Origin of the sequence: Methanocaldococcus sp. FS406-22 (genome assembly GCF_000025525.1) — an archaeon.
GTDB lineage: Archaea > AGJL01 > Methanococci > Methanococcales > Methanocaldococcaceae > Methanocaldococcus.
On the sequence record NC_013887.1, the window covers coordinates 694,863 to 714,240 of the forward strand.

Annotated in this window: 20 protein-coding genes; 16 read left to right on the forward strand and 4 right to left on the reverse strand. The window is 31.1% G+C overall.

Annotated features, from left to right (window positions below; translation table 11 throughout):
* Positions 1 to 7: 7 nt before the first annotated feature.
* From MFS40622_RS03470 to MFS40622_RS03485, 4 genes are all read left to right on the forward strand, one after another.
* Positions 8 to 379, forward strand: a complete 372-nt coding sequence (locus MFS40622_RS03470; protein WP_012980290.1) for a DUF134 domain-containing protein — start codon at positions 8 to 10, stop codon at positions 377 to 379.
* Complete coding sequence (gene atwA / locus MFS40622_RS03475) at positions 376 to 1,980, forward strand: methyl coenzyme M reductase system, component A2 (RefSeq protein WP_012980291.1); 1,605 nt, start codon at positions 376 to 378, stop codon at positions 1,978 to 1,980. The genes MFS40622_RS03470 and atwA overlap by 4 nt, the downstream gene beginning before the upstream one ends.
* A 61-nt stretch (positions 1,981 to 2,041) precedes the next feature.
* The gene (locus MFS40622_RS03480) at positions 2,042 to 3,091 is read left to right on the forward strand and encodes an ATP-binding protein (protein ID WP_012980292.1); all 1,050 of its coding nucleotides are present in this window, start codon (positions 2,042 to 2,044) and stop codon (positions 3,089 to 3,091) included.
* A 117-nt stretch (positions 3,092 to 3,208) separates the two neighbouring features.
* Positions 3,209 to 6,322 (forward strand): hypothetical protein, encoded by a 3,114-nt coding sequence (locus MFS40622_RS03485; protein ID WP_048197447.1) that lies wholly within the window; start codon positions 3,209 to 3,211, stop codon positions 6,320 to 6,322.
* 276 nt (positions 6,323 to 6,598) lie between these two features.
* Here the strand turns inward: MFS40622_RS03485 and MFS40622_RS03490 are convergent, their stop codons facing one another.
* The gene (locus MFS40622_RS03490; protein ID WP_012980294.1) at positions 6,599 to 7,291 is read right to left on the reverse strand and encodes a hypothetical protein; all 693 of its coding nucleotides are present in this window, start codon (positions 7,289 to 7,291) and stop codon (positions 6,599 to 6,601) included.
* An 81-nt stretch (positions 7,292 to 7,372) separates the two neighbouring features.
* Here MFS40622_RS03490 and proS point away from each other — a divergent pair, with 81 nt between their 5' ends.
* From proS to MFS40622_RS03540, 10 genes are all read left to right on the forward strand, one after another.
* Entirely contained in the window at positions 7,373 to 8,740 is a 1,368-nt protein-coding gene (gene proS / locus MFS40622_RS03495; protein WP_012980295.1) for a proline--tRNA ligase, read from the forward strand.
* A 178-nt stretch (positions 8,741 to 8,918) separates the two neighbouring features.
* Positions 8,919 to 9,389: an acylphosphatase gene (locus MFS40622_RS03500; protein WP_012980296.1), complete on the forward strand. Its 471-nt coding sequence runs from the start codon at positions 8,919 to 8,921 to the stop codon at positions 9,387 to 9,389.
* Between the two features lie 4 nt (positions 9,390 to 9,393).
* Positions 9,394 to 10,068 carry an archaeal proteasome endopeptidase complex subunit beta gene (gene psmB, locus MFS40622_RS03505; RefSeq protein ID WP_012980297.1) on the forward strand — a complete coding sequence of 225 codons (675 nt, stop codon included), beginning with the start codon at positions 9,394 to 9,396 and terminating at the stop codon, positions 10,066 to 10,068.
* A gap of 228 nt (positions 10,069 to 10,296) precedes the next feature.
* A complete protein-coding gene (locus tag MFS40622_RS03510) occupies positions 10,297 to 12,201 on the forward strand; it encodes a beta-CASP ribonuclease aCPSF1 (protein WP_012980298.1) in 1,905 nt (634 codons plus the stop codon).
* Between the two features lie 102 nt (positions 12,202 to 12,303).
* Positions 12,304 to 12,489, forward strand: a complete 186-nt coding sequence (locus MFS40622_RS03515; RefSeq protein ID WP_012980299.1) for a 50S ribosomal protein L37e — start codon at positions 12,304 to 12,306, stop codon at positions 12,487 to 12,489.
* Positions 12,490 to 12,596: 107 nt separating this feature from the next.
* Entirely contained in the window at positions 12,597 to 13,028 is a 432-nt protein-coding gene (locus MFS40622_RS03520) for a translation initiation factor IF-2 subunit beta (RefSeq protein ID WP_012980300.1), read from the forward strand.
* 9 nt (positions 13,029 to 13,037) lie between these two features.
* Positions 13,038 to 13,826, forward strand: coding sequence for a hypothetical protein (locus MFS40622_RS03525; RefSeq protein WP_012980301.1), 789 nt, complete (start codon positions 13,038 to 13,040; stop codon positions 13,824 to 13,826).
* A gap of 6 nt (positions 13,827 to 13,832) precedes the next feature.
* Positions 13,833 to 14,225 (forward strand): DUF2209 domain-containing protein, encoded by a 393-nt coding sequence (locus MFS40622_RS03530; RefSeq protein ID WP_012980302.1) that lies wholly within the window; start codon positions 13,833 to 13,835, stop codon positions 14,223 to 14,225.
* A gap of 119 nt (positions 14,226 to 14,344) precedes the next feature.
* The gene (locus MFS40622_RS03535) at positions 14,345 to 15,265 is read left to right on the forward strand and encodes a methanogenesis marker 7 protein (protein WP_012980303.1); all 921 of its coding nucleotides are present in this window, start codon (positions 14,345 to 14,347) and stop codon (positions 15,263 to 15,265) included.
* A gap of 53 nt (positions 15,266 to 15,318) precedes the next feature.
* A complete protein-coding gene (locus tag MFS40622_RS03540) occupies positions 15,319 to 15,747 on the forward strand; it encodes a hypothetical protein (RefSeq protein ID WP_012980304.1) in 429 nt (142 codons plus the stop codon).
* 173 nt (positions 15,748 to 15,920) lie between these two features.
* Here the strand turns inward: MFS40622_RS03540 and MFS40622_RS03545 are convergent, their stop codons facing one another.
* Positions 15,921 to 16,172 carry a hypothetical protein gene (locus MFS40622_RS03545; protein WP_012980305.1) on the reverse strand — a complete coding sequence of 84 codons (252 nt, stop codon included), beginning with the start codon at positions 16,170 to 16,172 and terminating at the stop codon, positions 15,921 to 15,923.
* A 129-nt stretch (positions 16,173 to 16,301) separates the two neighbouring features.
* On the opposite strand from MFS40622_RS03545, the gene MFS40622_RS03550 reads away from it, so the two are divergent.
* Together MFS40622_RS03550 and MFS40622_RS03555 are read left to right on the forward strand one after the other, a co-directional pair.
* Positions 16,302 to 17,477, forward strand: coding sequence for a redox-regulated ATPase YchF (locus MFS40622_RS03550; RefSeq protein ID WP_012980306.1), 1,176 nt, complete (start codon positions 16,302 to 16,304; stop codon positions 17,475 to 17,477).
* A gap of 19 nt (positions 17,478 to 17,496) precedes the next feature.
* Complete coding sequence (locus MFS40622_RS03555) at positions 17,497 to 17,919, forward strand: acylphosphatase (protein WP_012980307.1); 423 nt, start codon at positions 17,497 to 17,499, stop codon at positions 17,917 to 17,919.
* Between the two features lie 3 nt (positions 17,920 to 17,922).
* Here MFS40622_RS03555 and cobZ read toward each other — a convergent pair whose 3' ends face one another.
* Both cobZ and MFS40622_RS03565 read right to left on the reverse strand, forming a co-directional pair.
* Positions 17,923 to 18,354 (reverse strand): alpha-ribazole phosphatase CobZ, encoded by a 432-nt coding sequence (gene cobZ / locus MFS40622_RS03560; RefSeq protein WP_012980308.1) that lies wholly within the window; start codon positions 18,352 to 18,354, stop codon positions 17,923 to 17,925.
* Positions 18,355 to 18,358: 4 nt separating this feature from the next.
* Positions 18,359 to 19,369: an ATP-binding protein gene (locus tag MFS40622_RS03565; RefSeq protein WP_012980309.1), complete on the reverse strand. Its 1,011-nt coding sequence runs from the start codon at positions 19,367 to 19,369 to the stop codon at positions 18,359 to 18,361.
* Positions 19,370 to 19,378 lie beyond the last annotated feature (9 nt).

Below are 19,378 nucleotides of genomic sequence, written 5' to 3' on the forward strand. Positions count from 1 at the left end.
AGATTATATGAGTAGAAGAGGAAGACCAAAGATTCCAAGGTTTATATCTGAAGAACCAAAATTTAGAATATTTAAACCACATGGAACTTCTCTTACAGAGGTGGATAAAGTTATATTAAGGGTGGATGAGTTAGAGGCAATTAGATTGGTTGATTATCTCGACTACACTCAAGAAGAGGCATCTAAGCTGATGGGTATTTCAAGGAGAGTGTTGTGGAGCTTATTGACAGAGGGCAGGAAAAAGATTGCAGATGCATTAATAAATGGAAAAGCCATTGTAATTGAAGGAGGAGAATATAAGATTAGAGAATGTGGTTTCTGTATGAGGCATAGATTTGGTATAAAAAAGCACTGTAGAACTTGGAGGGAGGAGCTATGATACTATTGGAAGTTAAAAATGTCACAAAAAAATTTGGAGATAAGGTAGTTTTAAAAAACATATCATTTACATTAGAGGAAGGAGAGTCATTAGGGATTTTGGGAAAGAGTGGAGCTGGAAAATCAGTTCTGTTGCATATGTTAAGGGGAATGGATGGTTATGAGCCAACTGAGGGACAAATAATTTATCACGTCTCTTACTGTGAAAAATGTGGCTATGTTGATGTCCCTTCAAAAGCTGGAAGCCCATGTAAAAAATGTGGAAATGAGCTAAAAAAAATAGAAGTGGATTTTTGGAATGACAAAAAATACACCTACAATTTAAAAAGAAAAATTGCTATAATGCTTCAGAGAACTTTCGCTTTATATGGGGAAAAAACTGTTCTTGAAAATATCTTAGAGGCTTTACATCAAGCAGGTTATGAAGGAAAAGAGGCAATTGATTTGGCAGTAAAGTTAATTAAAATGGTTAAGTTAGAGCATAGAATAACACACATTGCGAGAGATTTAAGTGGAGGGGAAAAGCAGAGAGTTGTTTTAGCAAGACAAATAGCTAAAGAGCCGTTTATATTTTTAGCTGATGAACCAACTGGGACTTTAGACCCTCAAACTGCTAAATTGGTTCATTCTGCCTTAAAAGACCTTGTTATTAAGAATAAGATAAGCTTAATTTTAACATCTCACTGGCCAGAGGTTATTGCTGAGCTAACGGAGAAAGCAATCTGGTTAGATAAGGGAGAAATTATAATGGAAGGAACTTCAGAGGAAGTTGTTAATAAATTCATGGAAACAGTTAAAGAGTTTAAGAAACCAGAAATAGGTGTAGAGATTAAAGAAGATATTATAAAGTTAGAAAATATCTCAAAACACTACTGTTCTGTTGAAAGAGGAGTTGTCAAAGCAGTTGATGGTGTAACCTTAAATATTAGAGAGATGGAAATCTTCGGTTTAGTAGGAACAAGTGGTGCTGGAAAAACAACATTAGCAAAGATTATCGCTGGAGTTCTTCCTCCATCAAAAGGTAAGTATTGGTTTAGAGTTGGAGATGAATGGGTTGATATGACCAAACCCGGCCCTATGGGAAGAGGAAGGGCTAAGAGATATATTGGTATATTATTCCAAGAATATGCCCTCTATCCACACAGAACTATACTGCAAAACTTAACAGAGGCTATAGGTTTAGAGCTTCCAGATGAATTTGCAAGGATGAAGGCGGTTTATACATTAGTGTCAGTAGGATTTAGTGAAGAAGAGGCAGAGGAAATTTTAGATAAGTATCCTCATGAATTGAGTGTTGGAGAAAGGCATAGATGTGCTTTAGCACAAGTTTTAATAAAAGAGCCAAGGGTTGTTATCTTAGATGAACCAACAGGAACAATGGACCCAATAACAAGAAATACCGTTGCTGAATCAATCCATAAATCAAGGGCTGAGCTGGAGCAAACATATATTATTGTTTCACACGACATGGACTTTGTTTTGAATGTCTGTGATAGAGCTGGATTGATGAGAAATGGTAAGTTAATTAAAGTTGGTAAGCCAGAGGAGATAGTTGCTTTATTAACTGAGGAGGAGAAGCAGGAGATGTTTGGGCAGAAGTGATTTTAAATACTTTTTTATTTTTAAGACTTTTAAAATATTAATAAGATATTGGTGGTTTTTTATGAAGTTTTTTGATAGGGAGAAGGAGATTCATAAGATTTTGTCTATTATTGAGGGAGAGCCAAATTTGATTTATTTTATCTATGGCTCTATAAATAGTGGTAAAACTGCCTTAATAAATGAGATTATTAATAATAGGTTAAATAGGGATAAGTATGTTGTGTTTTATATAAATCTTAGAGGAATTTTTATTTCTAAATATGATGATTTTATTGAGGTCTTGTTTGAGGAGTATGAGGATGATAAAAAGCCTATTGAAATTATAAAGAGTTTAATAAAAGATGTTCCTTCTCTATGTGGCATTCCAACACCAAAAAATACATTAGAGGAAATTCTAAAAAAGAAGACTACTAAAAATGTCTTTAAGTATATAACTAAAGTATTAATGGATATTAAAAAAGAAGAAAAACAACCAATTTTAATTATAGATGAACTGCAAAAGATTGGAGATTTAAAAATAAATGGATTCTTAATCTATGAGTTGTTTAATTATTTTGTCGATTTAACTAAAGAGTTACACTTATGTCATGTCTTCTGCCTATCATCAGATAGTTTATTCATAGAGAAGGTTTATAATGAAGCAATGTTGGAGAATAGAGCAAGTTATATCTTGGTGGATGATTTTGATAAAGAACATGCTTTAAAGTTTATGGATTTTTTAGCTGAAGAAATTTTAAATAGAAGACTCTCTGATGATGAGAAGGAACTTATTTATAGCTATGTTGGAGGGAAGCCAATATTAATAGAAACAGTTATTAACAGCTTAAGATATGAAAGCTTAGATGAGATTTTAGATTTTATGCTTAAGGATGCCACTCAAAAACTAAAATACTTCTTAGAGGATGTTAAGGAGGAAGATGAAGAGCTTTATAAAAAAGTTGTTGATGCATTAAAAATATTTAAGGAAAATTATGAGGTTGAAGATATAACAATAAATAAAAAGATTAGGGAGCTTTTAATTAAAAGAAATATCTTATTTTTAAATCCTATTGAAGGAACTTTAAAGCCTCAGAGTTTTTTAGTCTGGAATGCTATAAAAAGATTGTTATAAAATCTCTGTAATCTCTTTTTTTACTATTAATAATTAAATATCGAAAGATATTTATTGTATTAATCTTTAAATCTTAATATAACCACACACTGCCTCTTTTAAGTAATGGTGTTAAAAATGGAGATGAAATGGTATGTTAAAAGAGGTTTTGAAGATGATTTAATCAATGCTTTAAACAATTATGGCTCAGCTTGTATCTTGGGCTTGGCTGGAATGGGTAAAACTACCACTGCAAGATACATTTATACAAAGCTAAGGAGAGAAGGAGTTAAAGTTGTTTATCTAACATCCGATGAAGAGTCAAAAACCATTAAATTTAAAGTTACAAGAGATGAAGAGGAAGAGATTAGATGCATATCTTTAAAACATGTTTGGAGTGGGAAAGGAGATGAGGCTGAAGTTTTAGCTTATGCAATAGCTAAGGCAATTGAAGGAACATATCTTGGAAAAATTGGCAGATTATTAGAAAAATTTACTGGTAAAAAACTTGAAAAACTTGAACATATTGAAAATATAAAGCTTAAAATAAAATCTTCAAGTGATGAAGCTAAAGAAATTGTAGATAAAATTTATGAATGGGTTGAAAGTGTTTTTGGTAAGGAGTTTATTGATACCTTAGGATCTGTTGGGGTTAAATCAAAAATAGAGGAGTTTTTAAAGAATAATGAAAATAGTGATTTGTTTTATCTTCTTTTAGAGTTGTCTATGCTTATGACTGTTGGAGTGGCTGGCAGTTCTGTTATAAAGTCAGTTAGGGAATTGATGAAAAGAGAACCTAAAATTAAAGAGGATGTTGTAATAATAGTGGATGACTTAGCAGACTTTAATGAGTATGAGCTTAAAGAATTTGTTAAGTTTTTGAGAGATAAAGAAATTAAGATTTTATTCGTTAAGAGGATTGACGATAGCAGTGATGAAGGATTTAAGAGATATTTAAAGATTGTAAAATTTTTAAGCAATAAACATAAAGGTTTAGATTTAAATGATGTGCTGTTTAAAGGTGCTAATGACTTTTTTGATGTTGATTTAAGAAAAAGGATTTTTCTAATAGATTCTGCTGAAAAGGAAGAGTTTATAAAGCTATTGGAGGCTAATAACTACTCTGCTAAAATAATTGGGGAAAAGCTAAATATGGAGTTTGATGAAGCTTTGGACTTGATATATAGGGCATCTGCTGGAACTATATGTATAGCTTTGTATATGCTTGAAATGGGATTCTCTGCCGAAGACATGAAAAGAATTGCTGAGGCTGAAAGATATTACTCTTGGTCTGAGATTGCAAAATATGAAGATGAAGATGAGAAAAGAAAGATGATTGAGTCTAATAAAATGTTGAGATTTAGTGGGCTTTATGAGATTTATGAAAAATTGATTGAGAAGAATCCATGCTATATAGCTTTGATAATTAATGATTTGGCTGAAGATGAGCTTAAAATGTTTTGTGAGGATGAAAGAATTAAAAGTAGATTTAGTGGTAAGGCTAGTCCCCGTAAGGGCGAATATTATTGGATGTTAGAGGATTATGAAGAAGAATTGATAAAAGATGGGAATCATACTAAGAGGAAAGTTTATAGGGTAAAAAACCATTGGAAGAAATTTAATGTTTTTATAGATGCATTATGTGATTTTCATGAAAATGGAGAGGAAATAGAAGAAGATTTAAAGATTATAAGGGAAGTTTTATTGGATATTTTAGATAAAGAATATGAAGAATTGGGAGAATTTACAGACAGAATGATATTATTTAGTTTAGATAACATAAAGTGGTTATTTGGTAAAGGGATTATAAAACCAAAATCTGCGTTTATATGGTGTGGATCGGCCTTAGCTTATTTACCAAGAGTCGTATTAGAATTTTTACAAATTGTAATGGATATGTGGGAAGAAAATAAGAATGAAATGACTAAAGATAGAGAAACTTTACTTCATACTTTAAGGTTTGCAAGGACTTTAGCAGAATTTGGTAGAAATTTATTTGAAAATGAAAATTATCATAAAGAAATCTTTAAGAAAGTTATCAAATTTTTAGATATTAAGGGAGATGATGTCATTTCTTTATGGAAAGTTTGGATATATTCCAGTTTAGCATATGGTTTAAAATTGAACAATTTTATAGAAGATGGAGATTGGTGTATAAAACAAGCTGAAAATATTTTAAAGGATATTAATAATAGTGATTTAAAGATATTGGCAGAAATAAAATTTTTGATGACAAAAGCTCGAATTGAAATTTATGAAATTGGAACTTATAATAGGAGAGTCGTTAATATAGATACTATCAATATGTTAAATAATGTGTTAAGCAATCTTATTGATACATTAGATAATTTAACATTTAAAGAAAGTATGGATGAGATTTTTAGACCTTTTGGAGGTCATGCTGAGGAAATATTTAGACATTTAGTAAATGTGTGGAAAGGAGATATTTATTATTATTTAGCTCGTGCAAACCTTTATTTAAACTTAGAAGAATCTGAAAAGTTTTTCAGAAAATGTGTCAAACTTTCAGAGACTCTTACTAATGAATTAATTGCTCTTAATTTTATTGGAAAAATAAACGTCCTAAAGTCTTACAGTTTTGATTTTATTATTGAAAATAAAACATGTAATTTTGAAAAACTCTGGAATTTATGTAAAAAGTATGAAGTTAAAATTAATAACGAAACTCTTGCACGCACATGTGCTAGATATCTTATATTCACTATATTAACAAAGAATTTGACAATAACGATAAAAAAAGACCTTTACGATTATTTATATTTAGATAATACAGCTAAAACATTATTTTATGGACTAAGCTGGATTTTAGGATATAAACTTAAAGATTTAAAGGAAATTATAGAGATGTTAAGAGATTATGATTTGAGCATGTTTCCAAGTGTTAATAATATTAATAAAAATAAAATTGAAGTTGAAGAAATGTATAACAGTTTTTTAAATGGGAATAAAGAAGATTACAACGAATATAAAAAGCTTGCTTGGAATAAAATTGTTGAATTTACTCAATCTTTAGTAAGAATTATGTTTTTTTACATTATTAATGATTTAAAAACTGCAAAGAATTTAGCAGAGGTGGTAAGTTCAGAGTATCCAAAAGTCCCAAGTGAGCTTTTTAAAGAACTAAGTAAAGCAATAGAAGAAGAAATTAATGCTAAATCATGTAGTGAGAAAGAGATAGCCAAAGAAAAAGTTAAAAAAGCATTTGTAAAGTTGTTTTATTTTGCAGTATAAATGTTTATATACCAAATGCCGTTTTAAACTGTTTAGTTTTTTGTGAGTATTTGTGAGTGTATGGGAGTATTGAGTTTTCGAAATGTTTATATATTATTTTTACGCGTAGTTTATAGTGTCAATCTAATTAACCCCAAGCCACCCTAAACCTCTTTTAAAAATATTAAAGCAGCCAACTAATTGTCAAATTGATGGGTGGAGCTGGGATCCCCACGACAGGGGCAGAGGTTTCTATTAAGAGGCTGATGACGCCCAAGTCCAATGTGAGGCATTTACTCACCAACGCTCACATTGGACAGACCCCTTTATAAAATTCAATATCTCTTCTTTATTTAGAATAATTGGATAACCAACAACTATATCATTATTATCTTTAATTCTTTTTAAAACTTCTCTATCCTCTAAAGACAATATAAAATCTCTCCAATTTCCTTTATAATTCCTCCTTCTATTTAAATAACCCTTCATAGATTTCAACACATTCTCATCAATCTTTGTAGCAAATGGGACATATACAGCTTTCTTTGAGTTTATATTGCATTTCTGCCCATATAAATAATAAGATATAAGGTTGTATTCCTCAATAATATCTTTAACTAAACTCTCTACTCCTTCAGTCCCCACCCAAACATCTTTGCCATACCCAATAGCCTCTCTAACAACATCTAAAATTCTATTGTTGCTGAATCTTCTCTCCCTATCACTTAAATATTGCTTATTTCCTAAAACAACACACAAATCAAAATCATAAGATGCATAAAGCTCTAACAATTTAAAAGCATCTTCTTTCTTAGCTTGAACTGTCATAACAACCTTAGATATCTTTTCTAACCCTTCTAAAATATCTTCATCAACTATAGCTACATTTTCAGCATCTATAATGTAATAATCAAAATACTTCTCAACAAACCTTCCAAACTCTACAATATCCTCATCTATTTTGCTTGGCTTTATGGCAATGGCTAACATAAAACTCACCACAAAAAACTTTAAATAACTAACTATCATTTTAAATAGAAATTAATTAAATTTATTAATAAAGGTGATAGCTTGGAATTTTCAGAGTGGTATTCCGATATATTAGAAAAAGCTGAAATTTATGATGTTAGGTATCCAATAAAAGGTTGTGGAGTTTACCTCCCTTACGGATTTAAAATTAGGAGATATACATTTGAAATAATAAGAAAGCTATTAGATGAGAGTGGGCATGATGAAACATTATTCCCAATGCTAATCCCAGAAGATTTGTTAGCTAAGGAGGCAGAACATATAAAAGGATTTGAGGATGAGGTTTATTGGGTAACTCATGGAGGAAAAACACCGTTAGATGTTAAATTAGCTTTAAGACCCACTTCAGAAACACCAATCTATTACATGATGAAGCTTTGGGTTAAAGTTCATACTGATTTACCAATAAAAGTTTATCAGATAGTTAATACATTTAGATATGAAACAAAGCACACAAGGCCTTTAATTAGATTAAGAGAGATAATGACATTTAAAGAAGCTCACACTGCTCATTCAACAAAAGAAGAGGCTGAAGAGCAGGTAAAACAAGCTATATCTATCTATAAAAAATTCTTTGACACTTTGGGCATTCCATACTTAATCTCAAAAAGACCAGAGTGGGATAAATTCCCTGGAGCAGAATACACAATGGCTTTTGATACCATATTTCCAGATGGGAGAGTAATGCAAATAGCAACTGTCCATAATTTAGGGCAAAACTTCTCAAAGACTTTTGAGATTTTATTTGAAACACCAACTGGAGGTAAAGATTATGCCTATCAAACATGTTATGGAATCTCTGATAGAGTTATAGCTTCAATTATAGCAATACATGGAGATGAGAAAGGGCTGATTTTGCCACCGATAGTAGCTCCGATACAGATAGTTATAGTTCCATTAATATTTAAAGGAAAGGAAGAAGTTGTAATGGAAAAAGCTAAAGAGTTGTATGAAAAATTAAAAGGCAAATATAGGGTTTATATTGATGATAGAGATATAAGGCCTGGAAGAAAGTTCAACGATTGGGAGATAAAAGGTGTTCCATTGAGAATTGAAATAGGACCGAAAGATATTGAGAATAAAAAGATAACACTATTTAGAAGAGATACAATGGAGAAATTCCAGGTAGATGAAACACAGTTAGAGGAGGTAATAGAAAAAACTTTAAATAATATTATGGAAAACATTAAGAATAGAGCATGGGAAAAATTCGAAAACTTTATAACTACCCTTGAAGATATAAATCCTGATGAAATTAAAAAAATACTATCTGAAAAGAGGGGGGTTATCTTAATTCCATTTAAGGAAGAAATATACAATGAAGAACTTGAAGAGAAAGTAGAAGCAACTATTTTAGGGGAGACAGAATATAAAGGTAATAAATATATAGCAATAGCTAAGACATATTAAACACCTTTTGATATTTTGCATTTAACTGTTTTATTTTATTATAGAAGGGGGTAACGACATCAGAAATGATATTTGACATCTATAAGAAGGAGATACAGTTCATAAAGTTTGATTAAAAGAATCTGAAATCTAAAATGAAGAATAAATAAAATCCCCTTTAATTTTAAGGTGAATAACAATGCCTAAAAAGAGAATTTTAATATTTGGAGAGGTGCATGATGTTGGCTATAGGCCGTTTTTATTAAAAGTTGCAGGACTTTTTGATATAAAAAGGTTTTATGCTGATAATTTAATTATTGGTGATAAAAAAGCTGTTGAAGTATTAATTGATGATGAAGAGGATAAGGTATCTCTGTTTATTGAGTATATTAAAAGGCATAAGCCAGAAAACGCAGACGTTGAGAAGATAGAGATTGAAGATTATGATGGCTACGTCTGCAGTATAGATAGTTATTATAAATACTTAACTGCTTTACAATTAGAGAAGATAGCAACCTATGGAGGATTAATGTTAAAGTTACAAAAGCTAACATTAGAAGAACTTGAAAAAATAAATGAAAACCTAAATACAAGAATAGACGACATTGAAGAAAAACTATTAAAACTTGAAAAATCAATTATCAAAAGAAGAAATAGACACTTAAGGTGAAAGAATGGATGTAATGAAAGGGACAACAACCGTTGGTTTAATCTGCGATGATGCAGTAATTTTAGCAACTGACAAGAGAGCATCATTAGGCAATTTAGTAGCTGACAAAGAGGCAAAAAAATTATATAAGATAGATGATTACATAGCAATGACCATTGCAGGAAGTGTTGGAGATGCCCAAGCGATAGTTAGGCTATTAACTGCCGAGGCAAAACTATATAAAATGAGAACTGGGAGAAATATCCCTCCATTGGCATGTGCTACCCTATTAAGTAATATATTACACTCAAGTAGAGTTTTCCCTTTTTTAACTCAAATAATTATTGGAGGATATGATTTATTAGAAGGGGCTAAATTATTTTCATTAGACCCATTAGGGGGAATGAATGAAGAGAAAACATTCACTGCAACAGGTTCAGGCTCCCCTATAGCCTATGGGGTTTTAGAAGCTGGATATGATAGGGAGATGTCAGTTGAAGAAGGAATAAAGTTAGCTATAAATGCATTAAAATCAGCAATGGAGAGAGATACATTCTCTGGAAACGGCATATCCTTAGCTGTTATAACAAAAGAAGGAGTTAAAATATTTGAAGATGAAGAAATTGAAAAAATCTTAGATGGTATGAAAGCTAAATCTAAGAAAAAAACCACGAAGAGAGGTAGAAGAAAGAGCAAATAAAACTAATAAACTATAAACTAAATAACTAAAAATTATTGAAATTTAAGTTAAAAAGATTAAAATTTTAAGAAAAAATAAAAGGATATAAAATTTCCATTTAATTCACTAAATTTCTATTTTATACTATATTTTTAATTTCAACATTTTTTCGTAACAATTACATGCATATTATCAAAATTTTCAATTTAAAACACGCAGAGATTTTAAAAGTTAAGGAGGAGGATTATTTTGTCAGCAGAGGAAGTTTTAGAAAACATAAAGAGAGAGATAATAAAGAAATCACCAAAAGAGGCGAAGATAGTTGATGTTCAGTTTGAAGGCCCTGAAGTAGTTGTCTATGTAAAAAATCCAGAAATTTTTACAAATGAGATTATTAAAAACCTTGCTAAGGATTTGAGAAAAAGAATATCCATAAGACCAGACCCATCTGTTTTAGTTGAGCCAGAAATAGCTAAAAAGAAAATTTTAGAGATTGTTCCTGAAGAAGCAGAGATAACAAACTTTGTTTTTGATGCAAACACTGGGGAGGTTATAATAGAATCAAAGAAACCTGGGTTAGTTATAGGTAAAGAAGGAAAAACATTGGAGATGATTAAAAAAGCAATAAGATGGGCACCTAAGCCAGTGAGAACTCCACCAATACAATCAGAGACAATTAAAGCAATTAGAGCTACACTTTATAGAGAAAGAAATGAAGTTAAAGAAATTTTAAGAAGAATTGGAAGAAGAATACATAGGGATATAGTTGTTAGGGGGGACTATTGGATAAGAGTATCTTTCTTAGGAGGAGCAAGAGAAGTTGGAAGGTCTTGTTTATATGTTCAAACACCAGATACAAGGGTTTTAATTGATTGTGGTATTAATGTAGCATGTGAAGATAAGGCATTTCCTCACTTTGATGCTCCAGAATTCTCAATTGAAGATTTAGATGCTGTTATAGTTACTCATGCCCATTTAGACCATTGTGGTTTTGTCCCTGGTTTGTTTAGATACGGCTATGATGGCCCTGTCTATTGCACGAGACCCACAAGAGATTTAATGACTTTATTACAAAAAGATTATTTAGAGATTGCTAAAAAAGAAGGTAAAGAAGTCCCTTACACATCAAAAGATATAAAAACGTGTGTTAAGCATACAATACCAATTGATTATGGAGTTACAACAGATATAAGCCCTACAATAAAATTAACTCTACATAATGCAGGGCATGTTCTTGGCTCAGCTATTGCCCATTTACATATAGGAGAAGGATTGTATAATTTAGCATACACTGGGGATATCAAGTTTGAGACATCAAGATTGTTAGAGCCAGCTGTTTGCCAATTTCCAAGATTAGAGACGTTGATTATTGAATCTACTTATGGGGCTTATGATGATGTTTTGCCAGAGAGGGAAGAGGCAGAGAGAGAATTGTTAAGAGTGGTTAGCGAAACAACAGATAAAGGAGGAAAAGTTTTAATCCCAGTATTTGGTGTAGGAAGAGCTCAAGAGCTGATGCTTGTCTTGGAAGAAGGATATAACCAAGGAATATTTAATGCCCCAGTGTATTTAGATGGGATGATTTGGGAGGCTACTGCTATACACACTGCATATCCAGAGTATTTGTCAAAAGAAATGAGGCAGAAGATATTCCATGAAGGAGATAATCCATTCTTGTCTGAGGTATTTAAGAGAGTTGGAAGCACAAATGAAAGGAGAAGAGTTATCGATAGCGATGAGCCATGTGTAATCTTAGCTACATCTGGAATGCTTACTGGAGGGCCGAGTGTTGAATATCTAAAACACTTAGCCCCTGATGAGAAAAATGCAATAATATTTGTTGGTTACCAAGCAGAGGGAACTTTGGGTAGGAAAGTGCAGAGAGGCTGGAAAGAAATTCCAATAACAACAAGAAATGGAAAGACGAAATCAATTCCAATCAATCTACAAGTTTATACAATTGAAGGATTTTCTGGACATAGTGATAGAAAGCAGTTAATTAAATATATTAGAAGGTTGAAGCCATCACCAGAAAAAATCATTATGGTTCATGGAGAGGAGAGTAAGTGCTTAGATTTTGCAGATACTGTGAGAAGATTGTTTAAAAAACAAACTTATGTGCCAATGAACTTGGATGCAATAAGAGTTAAGTAAAGGTAAAGTTTAAATAGCATAATCTGCTATTATCTCAATCAATGTTTTTATAATAATAAAAAGAGAATAAAACACAAATCAAGGATTTTAAGGTGATAAATTATGTCAAAAGGTACTCCATCAATGGGTAAAAGAAACAAAGGTTCATATCATATAAGATGTAGAAGATGCGGAAGAAGAGCTTACCATGTAAGGAAGAAGAGATGTGCTGCTTGCGGATATCCAAATAAAAGAATGAGAAAATACTCATGGCAAAACAAAAAAGTTAATGGTAGAAGAATAAAATAAATTATAATGGATTATTTTTTCTTTTTTATTTGGGTGAATTTCATTACACTTTACACTGTAGATAGTTTTTTATATAAATTATAAAGTTATCTTATTTTGGTGATAAAATGAGCGACCTTGAGAGTATAGATTATTATGATTACAAGGCATTATTAAAGAGAGCAAGAAGTCAAATTCCAGAATATGTTTTCCAAAAAGATAGATTTGAGCTTCCAGAAATTGAGATATTAATAGAGGGGAATAGAACAATAATAAGAAACTTTAGAGAGTTAGCTAAAGCAGTAAATAGAGATGAAGAATTCTTTGCTAAATATCTTTTAAAAGAGACTGGTAGTGCAGGTAACTTAGAGGGAGGTAGGTTAATACTACAAAGAAGAATCAGCCCAGAGTTATTGAAATCAAGAATTAATGATTTCTTGAGGGAGTATGTTATCTGTAGAGAGTGTGGTAAGCCAGATACCAAGATTATTAAAGAGGGAAGAGTTCATTTACTCAAATGTATGGCTTGTGGTGCTATAAGGCCTATAAGAATGATTTAAGGGAAAATTATGAAAGCAAAAGCCATTGAGATTTTTAAAAAATACCTCTCTTTAAATATTATAAAAAAGATTTTAATAACCTATTTTTTATGTTGGGCAGGGTTTTTGTTTTCTTTCTCGGTAGGGAAGTTTCTTTTATATTTATCGTCTATTTTAAAATCCAATTTTATATCTGAACCTGCTAAATTAGCTCAAAGTGTAGGAACTGCAAAATTTAACGCTGTTTCCTCAGCTGTCTCAAATACTGTTGGGGTGAAAAATGCTTACTTAGCTTATGCTCTTTCATATATATTTTCTAATTTTATGGGATGCATAATCATAATGTTTGCCCTTGGAGCACTTGCTTATCTATATAAGAAAGATCTAGAAAAAGCCAAAACATCTGAAGAAAAAGAGGAATTATTAAAAGATTATCAAAGATATTTATTTATACTATTCATTTTCACTGTTATAAACCCATTAACTGGACTGATTGGGGTAAATCTTCAATATTCTGATTTGGTTGCTGTCCTTCCTCATGGATTTTTTGAATTTTTTGGATTTGCAATAGCAGTTGTTGTTGGGGTAGAAATGGCCAATAAAATACTACCAATAGTCAAAAGAGAAATATCCAATAAAAAAATAGCCATTCTTGTAGTGTGTTCCTTTATATTTATCTTTATAGCTGGAATGTTGGAGCCAATAGATTGGCTTATCTATACCTATGCAAAACTCCATGGAATTTCTCTGTTATCTGCTTTTGCAACGGCATATAAAAACTTATTTTTGTATTTAATTTCGATGCTTTTTAAATCTTGAGGTGAGATGATTAAAGTATTAGCAATAGACATATCTGGAAGACACCATGAAGATAATGTATTTTTTAGAGTTTATGCTGGAGTTTTAGTTGAGATAAAGGCAGATAGAATTGTGCATGTAGAAAAAATAGATGTTATGGTTAAAGAAGAAAAAACTCAGAAATTGAGAGATATTGTTAAAGAAGTTAAAGAACTTATTGAGAAGATTGGGGAAGAATTTGATTACATTTTATGTGAAAGAGGGGAATTTTTTAACTTGTCTAAGGATATTGTCTCAGCAATTTTGAAAAAGGAAGTTATATTTCCAAAGACAAGGGGTGAGTTAGAGGCGATAAATATAGCCCACCATGTTTCTTATTCTGTTAGAAAGCTGCTTATGGAAGAAAAGAAAAAAAGTTAACTTTGTGATTTTTAGGTTGTGAGATTTAATTTAAAATTCTATTTGTTAGTTTGGATAAAAAATAAAAAGCTGAACATAATAAAATAGTTTTTAATGAACCTGAAAGTTTGGTGATTCTAATGTATGAGATAGTTAGATACGAAGGAGGGGTTTATAAAAACAACATCTTTAAAGAATGGATTGAGGACATTGGAGGTTTTGTCATTCAGGAGCATGTTATGCAGTTAGATGTTTATATGACCTTGGCAATTCCTCAAAATGAACTTGAGAACATTAAAGAGGAAGCTAAAAAATACAAAGGTAAGATTATAGAAACCCCATTGGCAGGGACTGAGATAGCTGTTGTAGCCCCAAGTTTATCAAGACATCACCTCCCACACACAGCTTGCGATATTTCAGAATATTTGAGGAGGTTTGGAGCCAAGCCAAATATGATTGGTTTAGCAAGAGGGGTTGGAAGAGATATAGCCCAATTGAGAGAAAAAGAGAAGAGGTTGATAGAGGAGCATGATTTGGCTGTTTATGTAATGGGTAATTTTGAAGATTGCATTAAAAATAAAACCCATCTATTTGATGTAGATATTCCAGTTGTTGTTACCGGAGGGCCTGAGAAGATAGATATTCCTTATCCATACGTTGGAAATCTTGGGAGGAGGAGCCATAGGTTGAGGCATGGAGAGGAGATTAGGGCTTTAAGAAAGATGGTTGATGTGATAACAGAACTTATAAATGAGAGAAGGAGAGAGTTATCTTACGACCCTCCAATTGTTCCGCCGGTAGTTGTTAAGGATGAAATTGAAAAGCAGGTTGAGGAAGTTTATTCAATTCTATCTCCAATGCCTATTGTTACTCAATTGGATGGATTGAGGGTTAAACTGGATTATGATAAACATGCAGATAAAATTAGAGAGGTTAAAGTTAAAAACTACAAGTTGGGAGATATTGCTGAGATTAAAAGAAGTGAAATGAAAAACTATATATTAATAAAAATAAAACCAAAATCAGAAGTAGAATTTGAGATGTATAAAGACAAAGCTTAAGTTAGGTCATATTTATTTATTTTAGGTATTAAATAACATTACGAGGGAGAAACATGGAGAACTTTAATTTTAAATGTTATGATTTGGATGAAAAGGAAATTCCCATTCCTCCAGGATTGCCCCAATCAATAATTGCCAGATTATTAGAGATTTGTAATGTAAAATTTGACATTAGGGAAGATGAAGTATACAATGTAAAATATCCTGTATTAATTGGAAAAGAGAAGGACTTAGAAGAGGCTAAAAAATATTTAGAGCTAATTACAGAATCAAAATTAGCTTTAAGAGACATTGCAAGATTAGCAAGGAGATTTAAAGTTAAAGCTAAGATTTATACAGATGATGAAGATTTTAGGTATATTTTAGATGTTTTGAGTAGCGATATAGCCAATAAAGATTATATAGAGGTTGTTGAAGATATGCCAGAAGGAGAGAAAGAGGTTATTGAAATTGGAAACAAAAAAATATACGTAGGAATATAAAACCTTTTAAGATTTTATTGAAATTTTTTACCCCTTAATCTATTTTCAATAGGGTATTTAATAAATACGTAAAAATTAAATACATAAAACTGCGGAAATTTCCATCTAAACCTAATAAAAGTAGATATATACACTGCGGGAGCTCTATTAATTATTAAAAAATAAAAAATTAATTATCCTTCCAAGGTTAATAAATATTTTCTTGCCCCCTGCATTCCAAGCTGTAATTTTATCGCTTTTATAAGTTCATAGACATCTTCAACAGTCTCAGCATCATACAATGCCTCTTTAAACTTCTCCCTTTTTGATGGTTCTACCAAGTTCAATAAGTATTCAACTGTAGCAACCAACTCAATGTATTTTTTCTCTCTATTCATTAAATTATCTAATTCATTTAGTATCTCTTGAATTTTTCCAGATGGCATTTATTTCACCATATACATGATATCTAACTTTCAGGATAATTTTGTTATATGTGATATAAATATTTTAATACGAGTGGTTTCTATTTAACTAGTAACATTAAAAATACTTTTTATGGTGATAACTTGGCAATGATTGGATTAGTAGGGAAGCCAAACGTAGGGAAATCAACAATGTTTAATGCTTTAACTGAAAAACCGGCAGAGATTGGTAATTATCCATTCACCACTATACAACCAAATAAAGGAATTGCCTACATAACAAGTCCTTGCCCATGTAGAGAGTTGGGAGTTAAATGCAATCCAAGAAACTCAAAGTGTATAGATGGAATTAGATATATTCCAGTAGAAGTTATAGACGTTGCCGGTTTAGTTCCAGGGGCACACGAAGGTAGAGGGATGGGAAATAAGTTTTTGGATGATTTGAGGCAGGCAGATGCGTTTATATTGGTAGTGGATGCCTCTGGAAAGACAGATGCTGAGGGAAACCCAACAGATGATTATGACCCAGTTGAAGATGTTAAATTTTTACTAAATGAGATAGATATGTGGATTTATGGAATTTTAACTAAGAATTGGGATAAGTTGGCAAGAAGAGCCCAGCAAGAAAAAAACATAGTCAAAGCTTTAAAAGACCAACTAAGTGGGTTGAATATAGATGAGGATGATATAAAAATTGCTATTAGAGATATGGATGAAAGCCCAATTAAATGGACTGAAGAAGATTTATTAAATTTAGCTAAGAAACTTAGAAAAATCTCAAAACCAATGATTATAGCCGCGAATAAAGCAGACCATCCAGATGCAGAGAAGAATATTGAAAGGCTAAAGAAGGAGTTTGAGGACTATATTGTCATCCCAACATCTGCTGAGATAGAGTTGGCTTTAAAAAGGGCTGAAAAGGCTGGCATTATAAAAAGAAAGGGTAATGACTTTGAGATTATAGATGAGAGTAAAGTGAATGAGCAGATGAGAAGAGCTTTTGATTACATAAAGGACTTTTTAGAGAAATATGGGGGAACAGGAGTTCAAGAATGTATAAATAGGGCTTACTTTGATTTGCTAAATATGATTGTTGTGTATCCAGTTGAAGATGAGAATAAATTTTCAGATAAACAAGGGAATGTTCTACCAGATGCATTTTTGGTTAAGAAGGGAACTACTGCAAGAGATTTAGCATATAAAGTGCATACAGAGTTGGGAGATAAGTTTATCTATGCAATAGATGCAAAAAAGAAGATTAGGATTGGAGCTGATTATGAGCTAAAACATAACGATATTATTAAGATTGTTTCTGCCGCAAAATAAATAAATTTTTGGTGTCTTTATGGCTACAACTTATGAAGTGAGGATTTATGGAAGGGTGAAATGTGCTGAATTTATAGATAAGGTTGAGAGTTTAGGGAGATTGTTGAATGTAGATGGAGTTATCTATATTTATAAAGACAGTGTCAGGATTTTAGCTAATTTTCCAAATGAGAAAAAGAGACAGCTCTTTAAAGAAATTATTAAAGATTTAGAAGATGATGATGGTTTAATAAAAGTTGAAAAGATAGAAGAAAGAGAGCTAAATGTATATATTGAATTTCCAAAGGGGTTAAATAAGATTTCAACGAATGAATTGGAAGAGATTAATAAAAAGTTAGATAAGACAATTAATTATCTGGATAAAATTAGTGATGCCTTAGAAAACCAAATAAAAGTCTCAAAGGAGATTAGAGATATATTGAAGGACACTTTTGAGGTTTAACCTTTATTCAAATACTTTACTCATACATCCAGCCAACAACCCAGCTATAGCATCATCTAAGAACATAAATCCTCTCTTATCCAACTCTCCAATAATTCCGGGTTTTTTAGCATCATAGAATCTAAAGTTAAAAATTGCCTTAGTCCCAGCAATCTCATTTGCTATAGCTAAGCCTATAACCTCATCAACATACACATAATTAGGGTCTTCGTTATAATTAAATGGCAAATTGTTGGTTTTGCCTTCTCTATCTAACAAAATTGCCGCAATCAATAGAGTTGAGACATTGGGATTGGCTAATTGCTTTAATAAAATTTCTTTAAGTTTCTCTCTAACTTTATCTTTCTCTTCATCATTACCAATATATAAGGCCATTCCAGCATCTAATAAACTGTCAATGGTTATTCCAAACTCCTCTAATTTTTTAATAATCATTCTCTCACTTTGTAAGTATTTCTTTTATAGCATACCATTCAATTATCGAAGTTGGCTTAATTATCCCATTTATAACATCATAAAACAATATTTCGTTCTCAATTAAAAATTTAACTTCATCAAAAATCTCATCTTCAAAGTTATCAATATCTACCTTTATCTTATTATCAAATTTACTTAAAACCTTTAATAAATTCTCCTTCCTATCTTTATTTGACTTTAATAAATACTTCAATCCATCTGCTTCAACGTTAATCCATTGTTTTATGGTTTGTTCAACAGACAAACCTAATTTTTTATTATTTATCAATTGGGAGATTTCATAAGGTAGAGATAAATATTTCAAACAATAATTAATCTCCTCCTCACTAAAGCCCTCATCTTTTAAAATATTTCTTATGCTTCCTTTCCTCAACCAATCAATTAAATAATACTCAGAGGCATTTTTTAATGTTGAATTCCTATAGATTTCATCAATAAATAAAGTATCGGAAGTTAAACAAATAACATGACATAGATGTTCCATCTTAGTTAAAGAGACAAAGAGATTAAATAATTCATTTAATAATGATTTGTCCCCGTTGAAGTAGATATTTTTTAATTTCTGTAATTCATCTATAACTAAAACTGGTTTCTTTCCATCTTTTATAACTTCAGCTATTCCTTCATAAATCATATCAAATACATCATTTAAGCTTAGTTTAGAAAAATCATAATCCTCTTCAATACCTATTTTAAAAACCTTCAAATCAAAAATTAAACTATTTTTTACATACTTTTTATCATCCTTCTCAAAAAATATTTCTAAAAACTCCTCTTTGCTATAAGTGGCATGTCTTCTTAGATTATAGTAGAAAAATATTATATCACTATCTTCCAACTCCTTAATAACCCTCCTCATTACCGTTGATTTACCAGATGATTTTGGACCATAAACAAATAAGATAGAGTTTGGTTCTAACTGACAATAGGTTTTTAAATACTGCAATTCTTTCTCTCGATTATAGAATTTCATAAAAATCAC

Bases quoted from the DNA above. Each gene is read 5' to 3' on its own strand.
- MFS40622_RS03525 (WP_012980301.1), top strand. From the start codon at position 13,038: ATGAAAGCAAAAGCCATTGAGATTTTTAAAAAATACCTCTCTTTAAAT.
- MFS40622_RS03555 (WP_012980307.1), top strand. From the start codon at position 17,497: ATGGCTACAACTTATGAAGTGAGGATTTATGGAAGGGTGAAATGTGCT.
- MFS40622_RS03470 (WP_012980290.1), top strand. From the start codon at position 8: ATGAGTAGAAGAGGAAGACCAAAGATTCCAAGGTTTATATCTGAAGAA.
- MFS40622_RS03520 (WP_012980300.1), top strand. From the start codon at position 12,597: ATGAGCGACCTTGAGAGTATAGATTATTATGATTACAAGGCATTATTA.
- MFS40622_RS03540 (WP_012980304.1), top strand. From the start codon at position 15,319: ATGGAGAACTTTAATTTTAAATGTTATGATTTGGATGAAAAGGAAATT.
- cobZ (WP_012980308.1), bottom strand. From the start codon at position 18,354: ATGATTATTAAAAAATTAGAGGAGTTTGGAATAACCATTGACAGTTTA.
- MFS40622_RS03500 (WP_012980296.1), top strand. From the start codon at position 8,919: ATGCCTAAAAAGAGAATTTTAATATTTGGAGAGGTGCATGATGTTGGC.
- MFS40622_RS03545 (WP_012980305.1), bottom strand. From the start codon at position 16,172: ATGCCATCTGGAAAAATTCAAGAGATACTAAATGAATTAGATAATTTA.
- MFS40622_RS03535 (WP_012980303.1), top strand. From the start codon at position 14,345: ATGTATGAGATAGTTAGATACGAAGGAGGGGTTTATAAAAACAACATC.
- MFS40622_RS03550 (WP_012980306.1), top strand. From the start codon at position 16,302: ATGATTGGATTAGTAGGGAAGCCAAACGTAGGGAAATCAACAATGTTT.
- MFS40622_RS03515 (WP_012980299.1), top strand. From the start codon at position 12,304: ATGTCAAAAGGTACTCCATCAATGGGTAAAAGAAACAAAGGTTCATAT.
- MFS40622_RS03485 (WP_048197447.1), top strand. From the start codon at position 3,209: ATGGAGATGAAATGGTATGTTAAAAGAGGTTTTGAAGATGATTTAATC.
- atwA (WP_012980291.1), top strand. From the start codon at position 376: ATGATACTATTGGAAGTTAAAAATGTCACAAAAAAATTTGGAGATAAG.
- MFS40622_RS03490 (WP_012980294.1), bottom strand. From the start codon at position 7,291: ATGTTAGCCATTGCCATAAAGCCAAGCAAAATAGATGAGGATATTGTA.
- MFS40622_RS03530 (WP_012980302.1), top strand. From the start codon at position 13,833: ATGATTAAAGTATTAGCAATAGACATATCTGGAAGACACCATGAAGAT.
- MFS40622_RS03480 (WP_012980292.1), top strand. From the start codon at position 2,042: ATGAAGTTTTTTGATAGGGAGAAGGAGATTCATAAGATTTTGTCTATT.
- MFS40622_RS03565 (WP_012980309.1), bottom strand. From the start codon at position 19,369: ATGAAATTCTATAATCGAGAGAAAGAATTGCAGTATTTAAAAACCTAT.
- psmB (WP_012980297.1), top strand. From the start codon at position 9,394: ATGGATGTAATGAAAGGGACAACAACCGTTGGTTTAATCTGCGATGAT.